The sequence below is a fragment of the Rufibacter sp. DG15C genome (assembly GCF_001577755.1).
Taxonomy (GTDB): Bacteria; Bacteroidota; Bacteroidia; order Cytophagales; family Hymenobacteraceae; genus Nibribacter.
Window position 1 is genome coordinate 3,825,428 of the sequence record NZ_CP010776.1, and the last position, 17,748, is coordinate 3,843,175.

The 17,748-nt window shown below is 51.6% G+C and carries 10 protein-coding genes; 8 read left to right on the forward strand and 2 right to left on the reverse strand.

Annotated features, from left to right (window positions below; translation table 11 throughout):
• Positions 1-252 precede the first annotated feature (252 nt).
• The 3 genes from TH61_RS16470 (at position 253) to TH61_RS16480 (ending at position 6,401) form a co-directional block, all read left to right on the forward strand.
• A complete protein-coding gene (locus TH61_RS16470) occupies positions 253-1,230 on the forward strand; it encodes an ROK family protein (RefSeq protein WP_066511720.1) in 978 nt (325 codons plus the stop codon).
• A gap of 599 nt (positions 1,231-1,829) precedes the next feature.
• Positions 1,830-5,396 (forward strand): gliding motility-associated C-terminal domain-containing protein, encoded by a 3,567-nt coding sequence (locus TH61_RS16475; protein ID WP_231862242.1) that lies wholly within the window; start codon positions 1,830-1,832, stop codon positions 5,394-5,396.
• Between the two features lie 3 nt (positions 5,397-5,399).
• A complete protein-coding gene (locus tag TH61_RS16480; protein WP_231862244.1) occupies positions 5,400-6,401 on the forward strand; it encodes a type IX secretion system membrane protein PorP/SprF in 1,002 nt (333 codons plus the stop codon).
• 195 nt (positions 6,402-6,596) lie between these two features.
• On the opposite strand, the gene TH61_RS16485 is transcribed toward TH61_RS16480, so the two are convergent.
• Positions 6,597-7,754: an alpha/beta hydrolase gene (locus TH61_RS16485; RefSeq protein ID WP_066511730.1), complete on the reverse strand. Its 1,158-nt coding sequence runs from the start codon at positions 7,752-7,754 to the stop codon at positions 6,597-6,599.
• 402 nt (positions 7,755-8,156) lie between these two features.
• Between TH61_RS16485 and TH61_RS16490 the strand changes: the two genes are divergently transcribed.
• The 5 genes from TH61_RS16490 (at position 8,157) to TH61_RS16510 (ending at position 16,847) form a co-directional block, all read left to right on the forward strand.
• Positions 8,157-10,052 (forward strand): glycoside hydrolase family 13 protein, encoded by a 1,896-nt coding sequence (locus tag TH61_RS16490; protein ID WP_066511732.1) that lies wholly within the window; start codon positions 8,157-8,159, stop codon positions 10,050-10,052.
• Between the two features lie 93 nt (positions 10,053-10,145).
• The gene (gene pgmB, locus TH61_RS16495; protein WP_066511734.1) at positions 10,146-10,802 is read left to right on the forward strand and encodes a beta-phosphoglucomutase; all 657 of its coding nucleotides are present in this window, start codon (positions 10,146-10,148) and stop codon (positions 10,800-10,802) included.
• A gap of 292 nt (positions 10,803-11,094) precedes the next feature.
• Positions 11,095-13,413, forward strand: a complete 2,319-nt coding sequence (locus TH61_RS16500) for a glycoside hydrolase family 65 protein (protein WP_066511737.1) — start codon at positions 11,095-11,097, stop codon at positions 13,411-13,413.
• A gap of 336 nt (positions 13,414-13,749) precedes the next feature.
• The gene (locus TH61_RS16505; protein WP_066512986.1) at positions 13,750-15,435 is read left to right on the forward strand and encodes an alpha-amylase family protein; all 1,686 of its coding nucleotides are present in this window, start codon (positions 13,750-13,752) and stop codon (positions 15,433-15,435) included.
• An 83-nt stretch (positions 15,436-15,518) separates the two neighbouring features.
• Positions 15,519-16,847, forward strand: coding sequence for an MFS transporter (locus TH61_RS16510; RefSeq protein ID WP_197464058.1), 1,329 nt, complete (start codon positions 15,519-15,521; stop codon positions 16,845-16,847).
• A 148-nt stretch (positions 16,848-16,995) separates the two neighbouring features.
• Here TH61_RS16510 and TH61_RS16515 read toward each other — a convergent pair whose 3' ends face one another.
• Positions 16,996-17,658 (reverse strand): GDSL-type esterase/lipase family protein, encoded by a 663-nt coding sequence (locus tag TH61_RS16515; protein WP_066511739.1) that lies wholly within the window; start codon positions 17,656-17,658, stop codon positions 16,996-16,998.
• Positions 17,659-17,748 lie beyond the last annotated feature (90 nt).

The following is a 17,748-nucleotide window of genomic DNA, read 5'->3' on the forward strand; positions in this document are numbered from 1 at the left end:
GCTTATCCCGCACTGGCAAAATCATCCTTAGGCAATAATAGGCATGAGCTTTCACATGGCAATCTTGGATTAATTAATATTTGAAGACTTTCATTTTGAGCGAGTTACGAGCCTTGCCAGTATAAATACCAAGGGCCGCTATTTGGGTAAATGCACTATTCTTCTTAAGTTTCGTGCTTTATTGCTGTATCACCCTAGACAGTCGCCCTTTTTGGTTGCCCTGTCTTCCGCTTATATTCTCTACAAACGCACATGAAGGACGTAATTTTAGGTATTGACATTGGGGGCACCAACACCAAATTTGGTTTCTTAGACCGTGATGGCATCAGCTTGGCCCAAGGTGAGCTTTCTACCAATGAAGGCGAAACGGTGCATGATTTTTTGCGCACGCTGTACCAAGAGGTTCAAACCAAATTCAAGAAGATTGAAGATGAGGCCACGCTCATTGGCGTAGGCGTGGGCGCACCCAATGCCAACTATTACACCGGCACCATTGAAGAGGCCCCTAACCTGAAGTGGCACGGCAGCGTTCCCTTGGTGGAGCTTTTGCACCAGTACTTCAAAATGCCCGTTTTCCTGACCAATGACGCCAACGCCGCCGCCATAGGCGAGATGGTGTACGGCGGTGCCAAGAACATGCGCAATTTTGTGGTCATCACTCTAGGCACTGGCTTAGGTAGCGGCTTAGTGGTGAATGGACAATTGGTGTACGGCCATGACGGTTTTGCCGGAGAGATTGGCCACACCCTGGTAAACGTGAACGGACGCGGACGCATGTGTGGTTGCGGCAGAAAAGGCTGCTTAGAGACCTATGTGTCTGCCACAGGCATTAAGCGCACCGTGTATAAATTACTAGCCGACTCTACCGATTACAGTGAGTTGCGCAGCGTGAGCTTCAATGACCTTACCGCTGAAATGATCACGCAAGCCGCCAAGCGCGGAGACAAGATTGCCATTGACGCCTTTGAATACACCGGCAAGGTGCTGGGCATGAAACTAGCCGACACCGTAGCCCACTTGAGCCCAGAAGCCATCTTCTTGTTCGGCGGACTGGTGCGCGCAGAGGAGTTCCTGTTTGATCCTGTACGTTACCACATGGAGAAAAACCTGCTGCATGTTTTCAAAAACAAGGTAAAGATTCTTCCTTCAGGCCTAGGCTTGAACAACACCGCCATCATGGGCGCGGCCGCCCTGGCCTGGAATGAAATTGAACGCGGAGCCACTGCATAATCAGGATACTTATCTTTTAAAAACGAAGAAGGCGCTACATGGTAGCGCCTTCTTCGTTTTTGGCCTGTTTTCTGGAAACCAAGCCGAAAACGAAGTTCGGGTTTGTTCAAACTACTAACCGGGCAACTTTTAAAAACACGCCATCACACTTTATAGCAACATTTCTTTAGAATATTAGTATTTACAAATATCCTATCTGTCTAGATACTGGCAGCATGGGGACGTTTACCAGATCAGCTTTCAATTCCTCCTTCATACGTTTAGTGCTCTGCCTCCTGCGCTTCCTCTTATAGGAAGAGATAATGACTGGCGTTTCGTTGCTATAAATCCGCTATACTTCAAGCCTTACCTAATACTACCTTTCGCGCTTTCTGTGTACAAAGCTTTGGTTTTCAAACATTTTAAAGAAAACCATCTGCACTGATAAATCGATAGGTTATATAATCACACCAAGATAAACCAAGATATTTCTTTCAAAAACATCTCAGGGCGAAGCCTGTGCCAGCCCTTTAAAGACTTTACTTTTTCTATGAAATAAGATGTACTATTTCAAATTCTGTCTCCTAGTCTGCTGCGTTTTCTTTCTGAACCTCGCGCACGTGTTGGCGCAGGACTGTGTTGCCGTCATCACGCCCTCTAACCCAGCGGCGGTCTGCCAGCCAGATGCCGTGACCCTGGCCGCCAACAGCGGGCCTGGCCTCACCTACCAATGGCAGAAGGACGGCACAGATATTCCAAATGCCACCGGCGTAACTTTTACTGCGTCTACTTCTGGCAGCTATACTGTGCGGGTAAGTGCCCCTACGTGTACTACCAAAACCTCCACGCCCGTCACCGTTACCATCACGCCGCAACCGGCCCAGCCTACTTTTCTAGTCAACCCCAATAATACGCAGTGCGCGGGCAAGCCTGTGTCTTTTTCCATTGTCAGTCCATTACCCAACACCTCGTATGTCTGGGACTTCGGAGATGGCAGAACGGCCTCTGGCACCACGGTGGAGCATACCTATTATTCAGTAGGAACCGGCACCGTCAATTTTACCGCGCAAGTGTACGCCGTGACAGCTGATGGCTGTAACTCCCCTACGCGTTCAGCCAGTATTTCAGTGGCGCAGATTCCGGCTTTTACGCCGCCCAAAGACAGCAGTAATTTCCTTGTCTGTGTACCGGACAGCCAAAAGGTAATCAAACAGACTGCCTCGCTGCTCAACCAAACCCCAGTACCCAATAACATCTCCTCGTATGTGGTGGACTTTGGAGACGGGGCCGGGCCGAAGGTGTTTACACCCAGTGATTTCACGGCATCCAAATCCATTAGAAACACCGTTCCTTATGACACTACCGGTGCCTTTCCTATCACCATTAGAGCCATTGGCGCCAACGGCTGTGATTCTGTCTATACCATTGACTATCAGGTAAACCGAAAACCAAAGGCGCATTTTACCCCAAACAAGGAGCGCATAAACCCCAGTGAGTGTGTGCCCGTGAAAGTGACTGTAGACACTGACAGCAGCAGCGGCGGCAACTTGGCCTATGAATGGCAGGTGCTCAACAAGAACGGGCAAGAGGCAGGTGCCAATGATATAGAATATTTGGAGCAGACCAATAACACGTCTAAAAACCCCATCTTCAGCTTCAAGACCATTGGCAGGTTCACCATCAAACTCTTCGTGTCTAATTCCTGCGGAAAGGACTCCACGGAGCAGAGCGTGCTCATTGCCTTACCCGAAGTCCGGATGCAGGCAGACTCTACCTATTGCGGCGCGCCGGCCACCGTCAAGTTTAGCGGGGACTTGGTGGAGTTTGACGCCAACCTGGGCACCATCAGTTCTTATGCCTGGACGGTTTCGGGGGCCTCAGGGGCAACGGCTGTGAACGGCACAACGCTGCAAGACAAGGCTCCGGAAATCAGGTTCCCTAACGTGGGCGTGTACACAGTCACGGTGGTGGTCAAGAACGAATGCGGCGCCTCAGACGAGGTGGAACAACAGATGGCCACTGCTACCATCACCATCAATGACATACCCACGGCTCCTACGTTCAGTGGCACATCCACGCAAATTTGTAATGAAACAGCAGCCTTGATTAGACCCACAGGCCCGGGTGTGTCCTTTAATTTTTACAGTGATCCTGCCGGCGGTACGCCCTTGAAAACCGGAAGAGACTACACCACAGACACCTTGAGCGCATCGGTGACCTACTATGTTTCTGCCGTGACAGACAAAGGCTGTGAAAGCGCAACCCGCACGCCCTTCACCGTCAACGTCACTCCTGGCATAACGGATAATACCATTGCCGTGGAAGGCACCAATGCTCAGATCTGCGCAGGCTCAGAACCGGGCACCATTACCGGCACGGCTGCCAAAGAAGGAAACGCTACGCCTACCTATCTCTGGCAGAAAAGCACTACCAGTGAAACCACCGGTTTTACCACCGTTTCGGGTGTGACTTCTCAGGATTATGCGCCGGGAGCTCTGGCCGCTACCACGTGGTTTAGAAGGATTGCCCGTTCCAATTTCTCCTGCAACCCAGATACCAGCAACGTGGTGGTGGTGGTGGTGAGCCCGCCCATTGAAGGCAATACCATCAACGTAGGCGGCGGCGGGTTGAGCACCATCTGCGAGGGCGTCACTGCCCCAGAGATACTTGGCACCCCCATCGCCGGCGTTACCTTCCAATGGGAAAGCAGCAACAATGCCACCGATGGGTTTACTGCCGCACCGGGCGTCAACACGCAGCAGAACTACAGCCCAGGCATTTTAACCCAAACCACGTTCTTTAGACGGCGTGTGATTAGTTCTGCTTGTGACCAGGCTTCTGCCTCTGTGGTAGAGATACGCGTCACCCCTAAATTGACAGGCAATACCATTGAGGGCAACCAGGAAATTTGCGCTACCGGCGCCGCCCCTTCCCCACTGACTGGAAGCATTCCTACGGGTGGAGTGCTGGCCAAAACCTATCGATGGGAAAGCAGCCTGACCGGCAACTCTGAAGACTTCCAGACGGCCGCCGGCACCAACACAGGCCAGAATTATTCCCCGGGCGTTCTTACCCAGACCACGTATTTTAGAAGATTGGTTTCTTCTGGGGGCTGTGATTCTGTGGTAAGTAATATTGTCAAGATTACGGTGAGCGCCACCATCAATGACAACACCATTTCGGCTACGCAGACTTCAGTTTGCCAAAATACCAGCACCTCTTTTTCTGGGTCTGTTCCTACCGGGGGCTCTGGCACGCTAAGCATCCAATGGCAGAAGAGCACCACCAACGGCAGTGATGGGTTCCAGAACATTGCGGGAGCCACTTCACAGAACTACACGCCGCCACCTACCAATCTAAACACCTGGTATAGAAGACTGGTCACCTCGTCAGGCAACACGTGCCCGGCTAACATCTCCAACGTGATTCTCATCTCAGTGGAGCCATCTCCCGTGGCCCCAACCGTACAGTCTGCCAATGTGACTTCCTGCGCTGGCGAATCCGTGACACTGCGGGCTTCTGGGACGGGTGGCGTGTTTGAGTGGTTTACTACGCCAGAAGGCGGCACACCGGTATTCATAGGGCCAGAATTCCAGACCGGACCTTTGACGGCTACCACCAACTACTATGTGCAGGCCAAAAACACCAACCAGTGCGTGAGCGTGACCCGCACCCAGGTGAAGGTGACCGTGAGCAACGCCGTAGCAGACGCCGGGCCAGACGCCACCATCATTGAAGGCCAGGCGGCTACCCTGCGCGGAAGCGGCGGTGCCACTTATCTCTGGACGCCGGCCACGGGCCTAAGCAGTAACACCGCCGCTAACCCAGCAGCCAGCCCTATTGTGACCACCACGTATACCCTGCAAGTAACAGATGCCAACGGCTGCACCGACACTGATGAAGTCACGGTAAACGTGATAGGTGGTCTTAAAATTGTGAACACCTTCTCCCCGAACGGCGATGGCATCAATGAAACCTGGGACTTGGGCAACGTGAGCAATTTCCCTGAGATCAGCATTGAGATTTTCAATAGATGGGGCCAGCGCATTTACACGTCCAAGGGCTATGCCACGCCTTGGGACGGCACCTACAATGGCAAGGCCCTGCCGGTAGACACTTACTACTACATCATCAGGCTGAACCAGGATGAGAATCCTTTGAAAGGCAGTGTCACCATTATCAAATAAACCATGATGAAAAAATCACTATCGCTTTGGGTTTTGATGCTGGTAGTCACCACAACGGGTTGGGCGCAGCAACGGCCCCAGTACACCCAGTACATGATTAACAGCTACCTCCTAAATCCCGCCATTACCGGCATTGAAGATTACACAGACATTAAGCTGGGATCCCGGCAACAGTGGGTAGGCTTAGAGGGCGCACCCAAGACGTATTACTTCAGTGCCCATACGCCTCTGAATAAAGCCGTAGGAAGTGTACGAAGCGCCTCTAGTCCTAGCGGCGTCCGGACGGTCAACAAGAATAAGTTTGTGCCGGCGTACCCGCACCATGGCGTGGGCATTATGGCCGTGGTTGATAAGGCCGGGCCCTTGCGCAGAACCAACGTCAACTTATCCTATGCCTACCACCTACCCGTGACCAGGAGCATCACCGTGTCTGTAGGTGCTCATGGCGGCATATTAAGAAACAGCTTCAATTCAAGCGAGGCCACCTTCTCCAACCCCGCAGAGCCAGCTCTGGGCAGTGATTTTCTGAACAGGAATTATATCGACGTGGGCTTAGGCACCTGGATTTATGCGCCCAATTTCTACGCGGGCTTTTCTGGCGCGCAATTGTTACACACTGAGCTGCGCGCCTCTGAAGGAGCCGTCACCGAAGGGATTGTGCAACGGCATTTCTTCGGGATGGCAGGCTATAAATTTAGAGTGGGCCCTGCGGTGACGCTAATACCTTCTGTCTTGGTAAAGATTGCCTCGCCTAGTCCTACCACCATAGACGCCAATTTGCGCGCCGTGTACGCAGACAGGTTCTGGGTGGGCGCTACCTACCGCACCAAAGATGCCTACGCTGCCATGCTGGGTCTTAACCTCACGTATTTTCTGGAGGCGAGCTATGCCTATGACTACAACACCTCCAACCTTAACATAGCCAACTCCGGCTCACATGAGGTAACCGTGGGGGTGCGGCTCTTTAACCGAGGCAAGGTTTTGTGCCCTCGGTGGATGAACTAATGCCCATTAAAAAGCCCTTGCTTCGTTTTTAGCGTATTTCTTAGAAATCAGGCTAAAAACGAAGCAAGGACTTTTCTTTTTTTTAATATCAAATTTCAGGATGCAAACTCTCCTTACAAGGTCTTCAATTTTGGGGTATTTTCAGGAAATCAGGCCAAAAACGACTATATAAAATGTCAATCCCTTATCCAAAGACTATTTCTTTGAAAACAGCCAGGTAAAAGCGTCTGGGAATTCGCGTTGCCAGAAGGATTCTTTGTGTTCTCCGTCTGCGTGCACCTCATATTGCAGGTTCTTCTTTTTCAAGCCTTTTTGCAACAGCAAGTCGCGCATCCTGGCCATGTCTGGCACCATGTCCTTCCCTTCCTTCTCGCCGGCCAGCAACACTATTTTCACATCTTTGGGTACTTTGTTTTTTGAAACATAATCATACATCTCTGGAGACACCCAAAACGCTGGTGAAAAGACGCCTGCTTTCCCGAAAACCTGTGGATGCTTCATTACCGCGTACAAAGAAATCAGGCCGCCCATAGAGCTGCCGGCCACGCCAGTGTACTTTTTCTCGGGCTTGGTTCTATAATGCGCGTCAATGTATGGCTTTAAGGTCTGGGCCAGGAAATCAACGTAGGCTTCGCCTTGTCCGCCGCCATATTTATCATTCTTCCAGGCAGTGTATTCGTTCATTCGTTGGTCGCCGCCGTTGTCTGGGGCCACAATGATGGCGCTCAGGCCTTTCTCCATGAACAACTTGTCCATGGACTCATCAATGCCCCACTCCCCACTGAAACCATAAAAGGCGTCAAACAAATTCTGCCCGTCATGCATGTACAGCACCGGGTACTTTTTGCCCGAAGTGGCATAGTCTGGCGGCAGGTAAATCCAGACCCGTCGGCTGCGGTTAAGTTGGGGCATCCAGAACTCGTGGCTCAACACCTTCACGTTGGCAGAGGCGGTATGCACTTTGTCTGGACTAGCATGGAAATCTGACCAGCTTTCAATTTCCACGCGTACGGTGTCGGTTGGTTTTTTGGCCAGGTAGGTTCTGTTGTTTTTAGGGGCGCCGCTGACCAAGGCCTCGCCGGTGGCCCAACTGCCCCGCGTAATTTTATATTCCAGCTCGTCCTTGCCAGAGGGCATGGTCAGGTACCAATGGCCGTTCGATGCTTTTTTAAACGTATGAGCCAGACTTCTGGGGTTCCAATTGTTATGATTGCCCGCCAGGAAAATCGTATCCAGCGCCGGGGTTTTGGAAGGCATTTTGGTTACTTCAAAAGTGATTTGCGCCGAGGCTGCTTGCACGCCGGCACCCATCAACAGAAGGATCATCAGCTTAGTTTTGAAGCTGTTTTTCATAATTTGGCATTTTTAAATCAAGGAAATCGATTTCCCTCTCACAAAACTTATTATTTTTGGTGTAAATATTATAAAACTAGCAAAGAATCGCTAGTCCTAAAGATATTCTACCACCAGCGGGCTTTCAAAAAGGAACTCACCGTAAAACTTAAGATCAGTTGAAATCTAGATTTAAATTTTGAACTACTTCTGTATCAAGTCATAAGTGTTTCACTTTTGCCAAAGGGTCACCGTAAACACCTTACTTGCTCAGGCACCAGGAAATGAATTAGAGTAAACGATTTCTTAAGCAAAAGAACCGTTGGAGTATAAAAGAGAAAAGGATTCCATTTTTGGCCTGTTTTCTAGAAATCACGCTGAAAACGAATATTAAAACTTGACTTAAACCATAGAGACAGATATATGCGGAATTCTACTTTCGGTTGGGCAAATAGACTCAATGTTTTGCTTCTTCTTTTGTTGGTCACCTCCACCACGCAGGCCCAGAAAAAAGACGCCATTACACGCATTGACCCAACCTTCTGGTGGGTGGGCATGAAAAACCCCAACCTGCAACTGTTGGTGTACGGCCCCAATGCTGGTACCTATGACTACTCCTTGAGCCATCCGGGGGTGACGCTGGTGAAGACCAACAAAGTGGAAAACCCTAACTATGCCTTTATTGATGTGACCATTGCGCCTACCGCCAAAGCGGGCAGCTTCACGTTGACTGGTAAAAAAGGCGGCAAGACCATCAAACGCACCTATGAGCTAAAGGCGCGCACCGCAGAACCAAAGGCCCAAGGCCTAAACGGCTCTGACTTCATTTACCTGGTCCTGCCTGACCGCTTCTCCAACGGCGACCCCAAGAATGACAAGTTCAAGGACATGGCCGACCCCAGCGCCGACCGCAACAACCCGTTCCTGCGTCACGGCGGAGACATACAGGGCATTCAGAACCATTTAGACTACTTTCAGGAGTTTGGCGTGACGGCGCTGTGGCTGAACCCGGTGATTGAGAACAACCAACCATTGACGGATGAGGGCGGCACCAAACGCAGCGCCTACCACGGCTACGCCTTCACCGACCATTACAACGTAGACCGCCGCTTGGGTGGCAACGAAGCGTACAAAAAACTAGCCCAGGCAGCGCACGCGAGAGGCATGAAAATTGTGCAGGACGCCGTGTACAACCACGTGGGCATCAACCACTGGTTTATCAAAGACCTGCCCAGCAAAGATTGGGTGCACCAGTTCCCCAGCTACACCAACACCTCGCACAAGTTCCAGCCCATCATTGACCCCAACGGCTCCAAAGCAGACTGGAGCATCATGCTCAACGGTTGGTTCACGCCCTTCATGCCCGACCTGAACCATGACAACAAGTTGGTGGAGAACTACCTCATTCAGCATGCCATCTGGACGGTCGAGCATTTCGGCGTAGATGCCTGGCGCATTGACACCTACATGTACAATGAGGACCAGTTCATGAACCGCTGTAACCAGGCTCTGCTGGACGAGTACCCCAACATCCACATCTTCGGGGAGAGCTGGGTGAACAATGTCATCGCGCAGTCCCGCTTTGTGCGCAACAACATCAACTTCCCGTTCAAGAGCAACCAACCCGGCACCTTGGACTTCGTCCTGTTCAACGCCATTAATGACGCGCTCAACCAGAATTTTGGCTGGGACGAGGGCGTGAGCAAAGTACATCAGGTCTTGGCCCAGGATGCCGTGTATGCAGACCCTATGAAACTGGTGACCTTCCTGGACAACCATGACATGAACCGCTACTTCTCCGTGATTGGCGAAGACCTGAACAAATACAAAATGGGCATGACCTGGCTCTTGACCACGCGCGGTATTCCGTCCCTGTACTACGGCACCGAGATTCTGATGAAGAACTTCAAGGACCCCTCAGACGCTGAAGTGCGCAAGGATTTCCCGGGTGGTTTTGCCGGTGACAAGGAGAACAAGTTCTTGGCCTCAGGGAGAAATGAGCGTGAGAATGACGCCTTCAATTTTGTAAAGGCCCTGGCCAACTACCGTAAGAACACCCCTGCCCTGCACTCTGGTAAACTGATGCAGTTTGTACCGCAGGACGGTATCTACGTGTACTTCCGGTACAACCAGGACAAGACCGTGATGGTGGCCACCAATACTACCGATAAAGAGGTTGATTTAAAAACCGAGCGCTTTGCAGAGCGCACGGCCGGCTTCACCAAAGCCCAGAACGTCATCACCAACCAGCCGGTAAGCAGCCTGGCCAGTATTAAGATTCCGGCCAAGACCGCCTTGGTGCTGGAGCTACAGAAATAAACCGTTTTTGGCCTATTTTCTGGAAAACAGGCCGAAAACGCCCTTACCTTCAACCCTCCATTGAGAGGTATAACCTTACAAGAAAAGAAGTAAATGAGCCAGATAACAGCGTGCCTTTTTGACTTAGACGGCGTTTTAGTAGACACCGCCGTGTACCATTACAAAGCCTGGCGGGACCTTGCCAACAGCCTGGGCATAGAATTCACCGAAGAGGACAATGAGCGCTTGAAGGGCGTGAGCCGCGTGCGGTCCCTGGAGATTATCCTAGAGATTGGCAACCAGACCCTGGAGCAGGAGAAGATGCTGGCCCTTTGCGAGCAGAAAAACACCGAGTACTTGAAAGACGTGGCCCAAATGACGCCCGCCGAGATTCTGCCCGGCGTAGTGGATTTCCTGAAGGCCCTTAAGCAAGAAGGAATTCTGATTGCCTTAGGTTCGGCGAGTAAGAACGCCCAGTTAATTCTGGAGCGTACAGGTTTGCTAGGCTATTTTGACGCCATCATTGACGGCCGTCATGTCATCAACGGCAAACCAGACCCAGAGGTGTTCTTAAAAGGCGCCGAAGCCTTGGGCGTACAGCCTGAAAACTGCGTAGTCTTTGAAGACGCCGTAGCCGGCGTAGAGGCTGCCAAGAACGCAGGCATGCTGTGCGTAGGCGTAGGTGAACCAGAGACCTTGGCGCTGGCAGACATCGTGGTGAAAGACATGACCGAAATGTCTGTCGCCAAATTGAGAGAATTAGAAAAGTAAGAGCATAAGAAAAACACCACGCCCTTCGTCCCCCTTTGAAGGGGGTTGGGGGATGACAAAGAAGTTATAAGTTTGAATAGCTTCCCTAAAAGGAGTTAATACTTAATCTTGATTATTTTTTAGTCATCAGCAGAAGGTAATCATCCCCCTACCCCCTTCAAAGGGGGACGCAGAAGTACCTAAATAAATAACTGTTTTTGGCCTAGTTTCCAGAAAACAGGCCAAAAACGAACATCAGATAAGAAATTAAAAAGACTAGCTATTAGCATCTAGCTACTAACATCTTAAAAGCATGAAGCAATACCTTACCATAGACGAATGGTCCATCATAGAAGAAGGCTTCCGTCCGGAGTATAATAGAATATCGGAGAGCGTCTTCAGTTTGGGCAACGGGCGCATGGGCCAGCGCGCCAATTTTGAGGAAACCTACACCGGTGAAACCCTGCAAGGAAATTATGTGGCCGGTGTGTATTACCCAGATAAAACCCGCGTGGGCTGGTGGAAGAACGGCTACCCAGAATACTTCGCCAAGGTATTGAATGCCGCCAACTGGATTGGCATTGACGTGACCATTGACGGCGAAACCCTTGACCTGCACTACTGCCAGGTGCTGGAGTTCAGACGCGAGCTGAACATGCGCGAAGGCTGGTTGGAGCGCACCTTCACGGCCCAGCTGCCCAGCGGCAAACAAGTGCGCGTCGTGGCCAAGCGCTTTACCAGCATTGTGGACGATGAGGTAGGCGCCATCAAATACTGCCTCACCCCGTTGAACTTCTCGGGCAATATCACCTTCACTCCTTTCGTGGACGTGGACGTGATGAACGCCGATTCTAACTACGATGAGAAGTTCTGGAACGAGGTGCAGAAAGAAGTCAAAAGCTTGGAAGGGTATGTTACCGCCGAGACCAAGAAGACCGCTTTTCATGTCTGCACCGGCCAGAAAATCAAGGTGACGCTGGACGGCGAGGAAGTTGCTGTGGACGCCACCAACACAGAGCGCTCCAAGTATGTGGCCTCTACCTTTACCGTGGCTGCCAACCAAGACAAGGACCTGATTATTTATAAAATTGCCGCCAACCTTTCCTCAGAAAACCACCCAAAGGAGCAATTGCTGGCCAACACCAAACAAGTTATTGCTGAGGCCTATGCTAAGGGGTTCCAGCAGTTACTGTTAGAGCAGATAGACGCCTGGGCCGCCAAGTGGGAAGAAAGTGACATTGTCATTGAAGGAGACGCCGCCGCCCAACAAGGCATCCGGTTCAACATCTTCCAACTCAACCAAACCTACACTGGCGAGGATGAACGCCTAAACATCGGTCCGAAAGGCTTTACCGGCGAGAAATATGGCGGGTCTACCTACTGGGACACCGAGGCGTACTGCCTTCCGTTCTACTTGGCCACCGCCGACCAACAAGTGGCACGCAACCTCTTGGTGTACCGCTATAAGCATTTGCAGAAAGCCATTGAGAACGCAGAGAAGTTGGGCTTTACAAATGGTGCCGCTTTGTACCCCATGGTGACCATCAACGGCGAGGAGTGCCACAATGAGTGGGAAATCACCTTCGAGGAGATTCACCGCAACGGCGCCATCGCGCACGCCATATATGACTACATCCGGTACACCGGAGATGACGCGTACCTAGCCGAATACGGTGTGGAAGTGTTAGTAGGTATCTCACGTTTCTGGGCACAGCGCGTGAACTGGTCGGCGGCCAAAAACCAGTACGTGATGCTGGGCGTGACGGGTCCTAACGAATACGAAAACAACGTTAACAACAACTGGTACACGTCTACCATTGCCACCTGGACGCTGGAGTACACGCTCAAGGCCTTGAAGCACGTGCAGGAAACCAACCTTTCGCGCTATCAGGAATTGGTAGGCGTCATGAACCTGGACGTAGCCAAGGAAACCGAGCAGTGGCAACACGTGATTGACCACATGTTCTACGCCGAGGACAAAGACCTGGGCATCTTCTTGCAGCAGGACGGCTTCTTGGACAAAGAACAGACTCTGGTGAAGGACCTTCCATCCCAAGACCGCCCGCTGAACCAGAAATGGTCCTGGGACAGAATCCTGCGCTCGGTGTTCATCAAGCAGGCCGACGTCTTGCAAGGCATCTATTTGTTTGAGGACCGCTATGACCTGGAGACCATCCGGAGAAATTATGACTTCTATGAGCCGCGCACGGTGCATGAGTCTTCGTTGAGCCCATGTGTACACTCCATCCTGGCGGCCAAGCTAGGCGACGAAGAGCGTGCCTATGAGTTTTACCTGCGCACCGCGCGCCTGGACCTGGACGACTACAACAACGACACCGAGGACGGCTGCCACACCACCAGCATGGCCGGCACCTGGATGAGCGTGGTGCAGGGTTTTGGCGGCATGCGCGTACGAGACAACATACTGCATTTTAATCCTTTTATTCCGGCGGGTTGGTCCAGCTACTCTTTCAAGATTAGGTTCAGAGGCCATCTATTGAATGTGAAAGTGAACAAGGAAGGCGTGGAGATTGAGAACCAGCACATCCAGCCGCTGTCGCTTACCATCTTTGACCAGCCCCAGACCATTGAGGCCAATGGCAAGGTGCAACTGGCGCATCAGGTAGCGTAAAGATGCCGCTTCCGTTTTTGGCCTGTTTTCTGGAAATTAGGCCAAAAACGGAAGCTTTTTTACCGCTCGGCTAATAACTATTCCTATCGGCTGAGTTAAACATTTGAACCCATTGAAGACCTCTGTTTCATGATACATTCTCAGCGTTCATTCTTGTCCTTGGCTTTGCTGGCCACGTTAGCGGTTGCGTGTAAATCATCGGCGCCCAGCAACACAACCTTGCCAGACACCGAAACTTCTGTTACCACCATGACTACTTCTGAAGGTGCCACCGAGGCCATTAACCGGTTCACGACCAACGAGGAGGTGACGGACCAGAAACTGGTGATTTACCAGATGATGACCCGCCTGTTCGGGAACAAGAAAACGGTGAACAAAACCTATGGCACTCTGCAGGGAAACGGCGTGGGCAAGTTTAATGACATCACGGACAAGGCCCTGCAGGAAATCAAGAAACTGGGCGCCACGCACGTGTGGTACACCGGCGTCTTGGAGCACGCGCTCATGACTGACTATACCAAGTTCGGGATTCCCTTGGATGACGCGGATGTCATCAAAGGACGCGCCGGCTCACCCTACGCCATCAAGGATTACTATGACGTGAACCCAGACTTGGCCGTGGACGTGCGCAAGCGGATGACGGAATTTGAGGCGCTGGTAAAACGTACCCACGGCAACGGCCTGAAGGTGATAATTGACTTTGTGCCCAACCACGTGGCCCGCAAGTACCAGTCAGACGCCAAGCCAGCAGGCGTGGAGGATTTCGGGGCGAAGGATGATGTGACCGTTGGCTTTAAGCCGAGCAACAATTTTTACTATCTGCCCGGCCAGCCCTTGCAAGTGCATTCTGGGTACAATGCCTTGAGCGCTTCATTCAAGGGTCCGCAGGAGGACGGCAAGTTCAATGAGAATCCGGCCAAGGCTTCGGGGAATGACGTGTTTAGCGCTACGCCCAGTGTAGATGACTGGTTTGAGACCGTGAAGCTGAACTACGGCGTAGACTACCAGAACAACCGCACCAAGCACTTCTCTCCCACCCCAGACACCTGGCTTAAGATGCGCGACATTCTCCTGTACTGGGCAGGTAAAAACGTGGATGGGTTTAGATGCGACATGGCCGAGATGGTACCCGTGGAGTTCTGGGCCTGGGTCATTCCGCAGGTGAAGGCCAAGCACCCAGACATCAAGTTCATCGCGGAGATTTACAACCCCAAAGAGTACCACAACTACATTAAGACCGGCGGCTTTGACTACCTCTATGACAAAGTGGGTCTCTATGACGGCGTGCGCCGTTTGATGGAAAACCGAGGCAAAGGCAATACCCATGACATCACCAAAGTGTGGCAAGAGGAAAGCAAAGGCATCTCCAGCCAGATGCTACGCTTCTTGGAAAACCATGACGAGCAGCGCCTGGCCTCTGCTGAGTTTGCCGGCACGCCTTGGGCGGGGGTACCTGCCATGACCGTAAGCGCCACCCTAGGCAGCGGGCCGGTACTGGTTTATTTTGGGCAGGAAGTTGGGGAGCCGGGCAAAGGCCATGAGGGCTTTCAGGGCGAGGACGGCCGCACCACCATTTTTGACTACTGGGGCGTGCCCGCGCATCAGGCCTGGATGAACGGTGGCAAATTTGACGGTGGCACGCTCACCGAAGACCAACAACGCCTGCGCGAGTTCTACACCAAACTGCTCAACGTCAGCACCAGCCGCGAAGCCATCCGGAAAGGGAAAATGTATGCCTTGACCGTGCAAGAAGGGGTTGCTCCGGTGGGCACTTACGCCTACATCCGGCATACTGCCCATGAACGTATCTTGGTAGTAGTCAACTTCAACCGCACTGCGGCAGATTTCAACTTGGCATTACCGGCTCAATCATTGTCTGCGGTGGGAATGGACAACAAAGGCACGCTTATCCTGCAGGACCTGCTCACCAGCATGCCGCCTTTGTTTTTGGAGCCTTCGGTGAAAACCAATATTACCCTGGCGCCTTTGAGCGCGCACCTGTTTCTATTGCAGAAAAAGTAGAAAGAGGCCCCGATTCTCGGCTATTTTTCCCAAATTAAGACAAAACTGACCTAACCCTTTACCTAACAAACGAACCTCCGCTAATGGCACAAACTTTACAGACCGCCTCTACCAAGCCTAGGCTGGGTTTCTGGCAAATCTGGAACATGAACTTCGGGTTCCTGGGCATCCAATTTGGCTTTGCCCTGCAGAACGCCAACGTGAGCCGCATCTTTGAAACCCTGGGCGGCACCGAGATTGCCCTGTACTGGTTGGCCGCCCCGGTAACGGGTTTGCTGGTACAACCCGTTGTAGGCTATTTGAGCGATAGGACCTGGCACCCGGTGTTTGGCAGACGCAAGCCCTTCTTCATGATTGGGGCTCTGCTGGCCTCCTTGTCCCTGCTGATTATGCCCAACTCGTCTGTCCTTTGGATGGCTGTGGGGATGCTCTGGATTATGGACTCTTCCATCAACATCTCCATGGAGCCGTTTAGAGCCTTGGTGGGTGACTTGTTGCCTTCTAGCCAGCGTACCTCGGGCTTCGCGTTCCAGACGTTCTTTATTGGGGTGGGCGCCGTGGTGGCTTCTGCCCTGCCTTGGGTACTGACCAATTGGTTTGATGTGCCCAATACCGCTCCGGCCGGTGAGATTCCGCCTTCGGTGAAGTGGGCCTTCTATCTGGGTGGTGTGGTGTTCTTTTTGACGGTGCTTTGGACGGTCATCAAAACCAAAGAATATCCGCCGGAGGACATGGACGCCTTTGAGCGCGAAAGAAACGAGACTTCTTTTTGGACCGGAATGCAAGAAACTGTATCGGGCATTTTCAAAATGCCGAAGACTATGTTGCAGTTGGCCATTGTGCAGTTCTTTACGTGGTTCGCGCTGTTCTCTATGTGGATTTTCACCACCCCTGCCATCACCAGCCACCTATACCACACCACAGACAAAGCCTCCAAGCTCTACAACGAAGGCGCTGACTGGGTAGGCATCTTGTTTGCCGTCTACAACGGTGTTTCGGCCATTGCGGCGCTTCTTTTGCCAACCTTGGCCAGAAAAACCAACCGCAAAATGACCCACCTTATCTGCCTGGTAATTGGCGGATTGGGTCTTATCTCCTTCTACTTTATAAGCGACCCTAAGATGCTCATTTTCTCCATGGTGGGCGTGGGCATTGCCTGGGCCAGCATCTTGTCTATGCCGTACGCCATTCTAGCGGGCTCCCTACCGAGCAACCGGATGGGCTACTATATGGGCGTGTTCAACTTCTTCATCGTGATTCCGCAGATTGTAGCTGGGTCTTTGCTGGACTTCTTCAACAAAGATGTGTTTGGCGGCGAATCAATTTATGTGTTGGTGTTAGGCGGTTGTTCTATGGTTTTGGCTGGCCTGCTGACGCTGTTTGTGAAAGACGTAGACGAAGCAGTTGACTAGACTTCATTCAACAATGGTAAAACGAAGAAGCCCCGGAGTTTATCTGGGGCTTCTTCGTTTTTGGCCTGTTTTCTGGAAATCAGGCTAAAAACGAACATTATCCCTGCTTCTACCTTAAACCTGCTTAACCTTGAAGACTAAGCAATTCTTATTTAAGGAGATAGGGAGCAATGATAGATTGCCAGATGGTGTATCCTTCGGGTTGCATGTGCAGGCGGTCCTGGACGTAGAGTTCCTCGCGCATATTTCCTTCCTTGTCCAGCATGGCGCCATATATGTCAATAAAGTCTGTGTTCTTCTGCTTTCTGAGGAAGCGCTTGATGTCCTTGTTGGCCTGTTTTACCTTGCCTTGTATAAGGGCGCGGCTGGGGCTGGGCTTGATACTGACATAGCTGATTCTGGCAGTTGGCAGATTGGTCCTGATAATGCCAAACAAGGTCTTGAACCTGCGTACCGCTTCCTCTGAGGAAATGCTGTCTGCCGAAGCCAAATCGTTTTCGCCGCAGTAAATGACCACCTGCTTGGGTTGGTATGGCAGGATGATGTCATAGGCGTACCTTATCACATCCACCAAGGTTGAGCCGCCAAAACCTCTGTTTAGGATGGGATAGCCCGGGAAACTTTTCTGGAGGTTATTCCATCTGGTGAAGGAGGAACTCCCCACAAACAGAATAGGATTGGCCGGAGGGCGCTGGCTCTCATCCTGCTTTTTAAAGGATACTATATCTGGCCAAAACGCCGGCGCGGTTTGCGCCTTTACAGATTCCAGGTTAAGAGCTATGAATAAGATAAGGAGTAAAACTTTTTTCATGCGCTATGAAGAGGTTAGGTCTTGTCTAAAAATTAATAGGAGAAGGACTTGAGCTGTAATCTAACATGTAAACAAAACAGACCCAGTTCT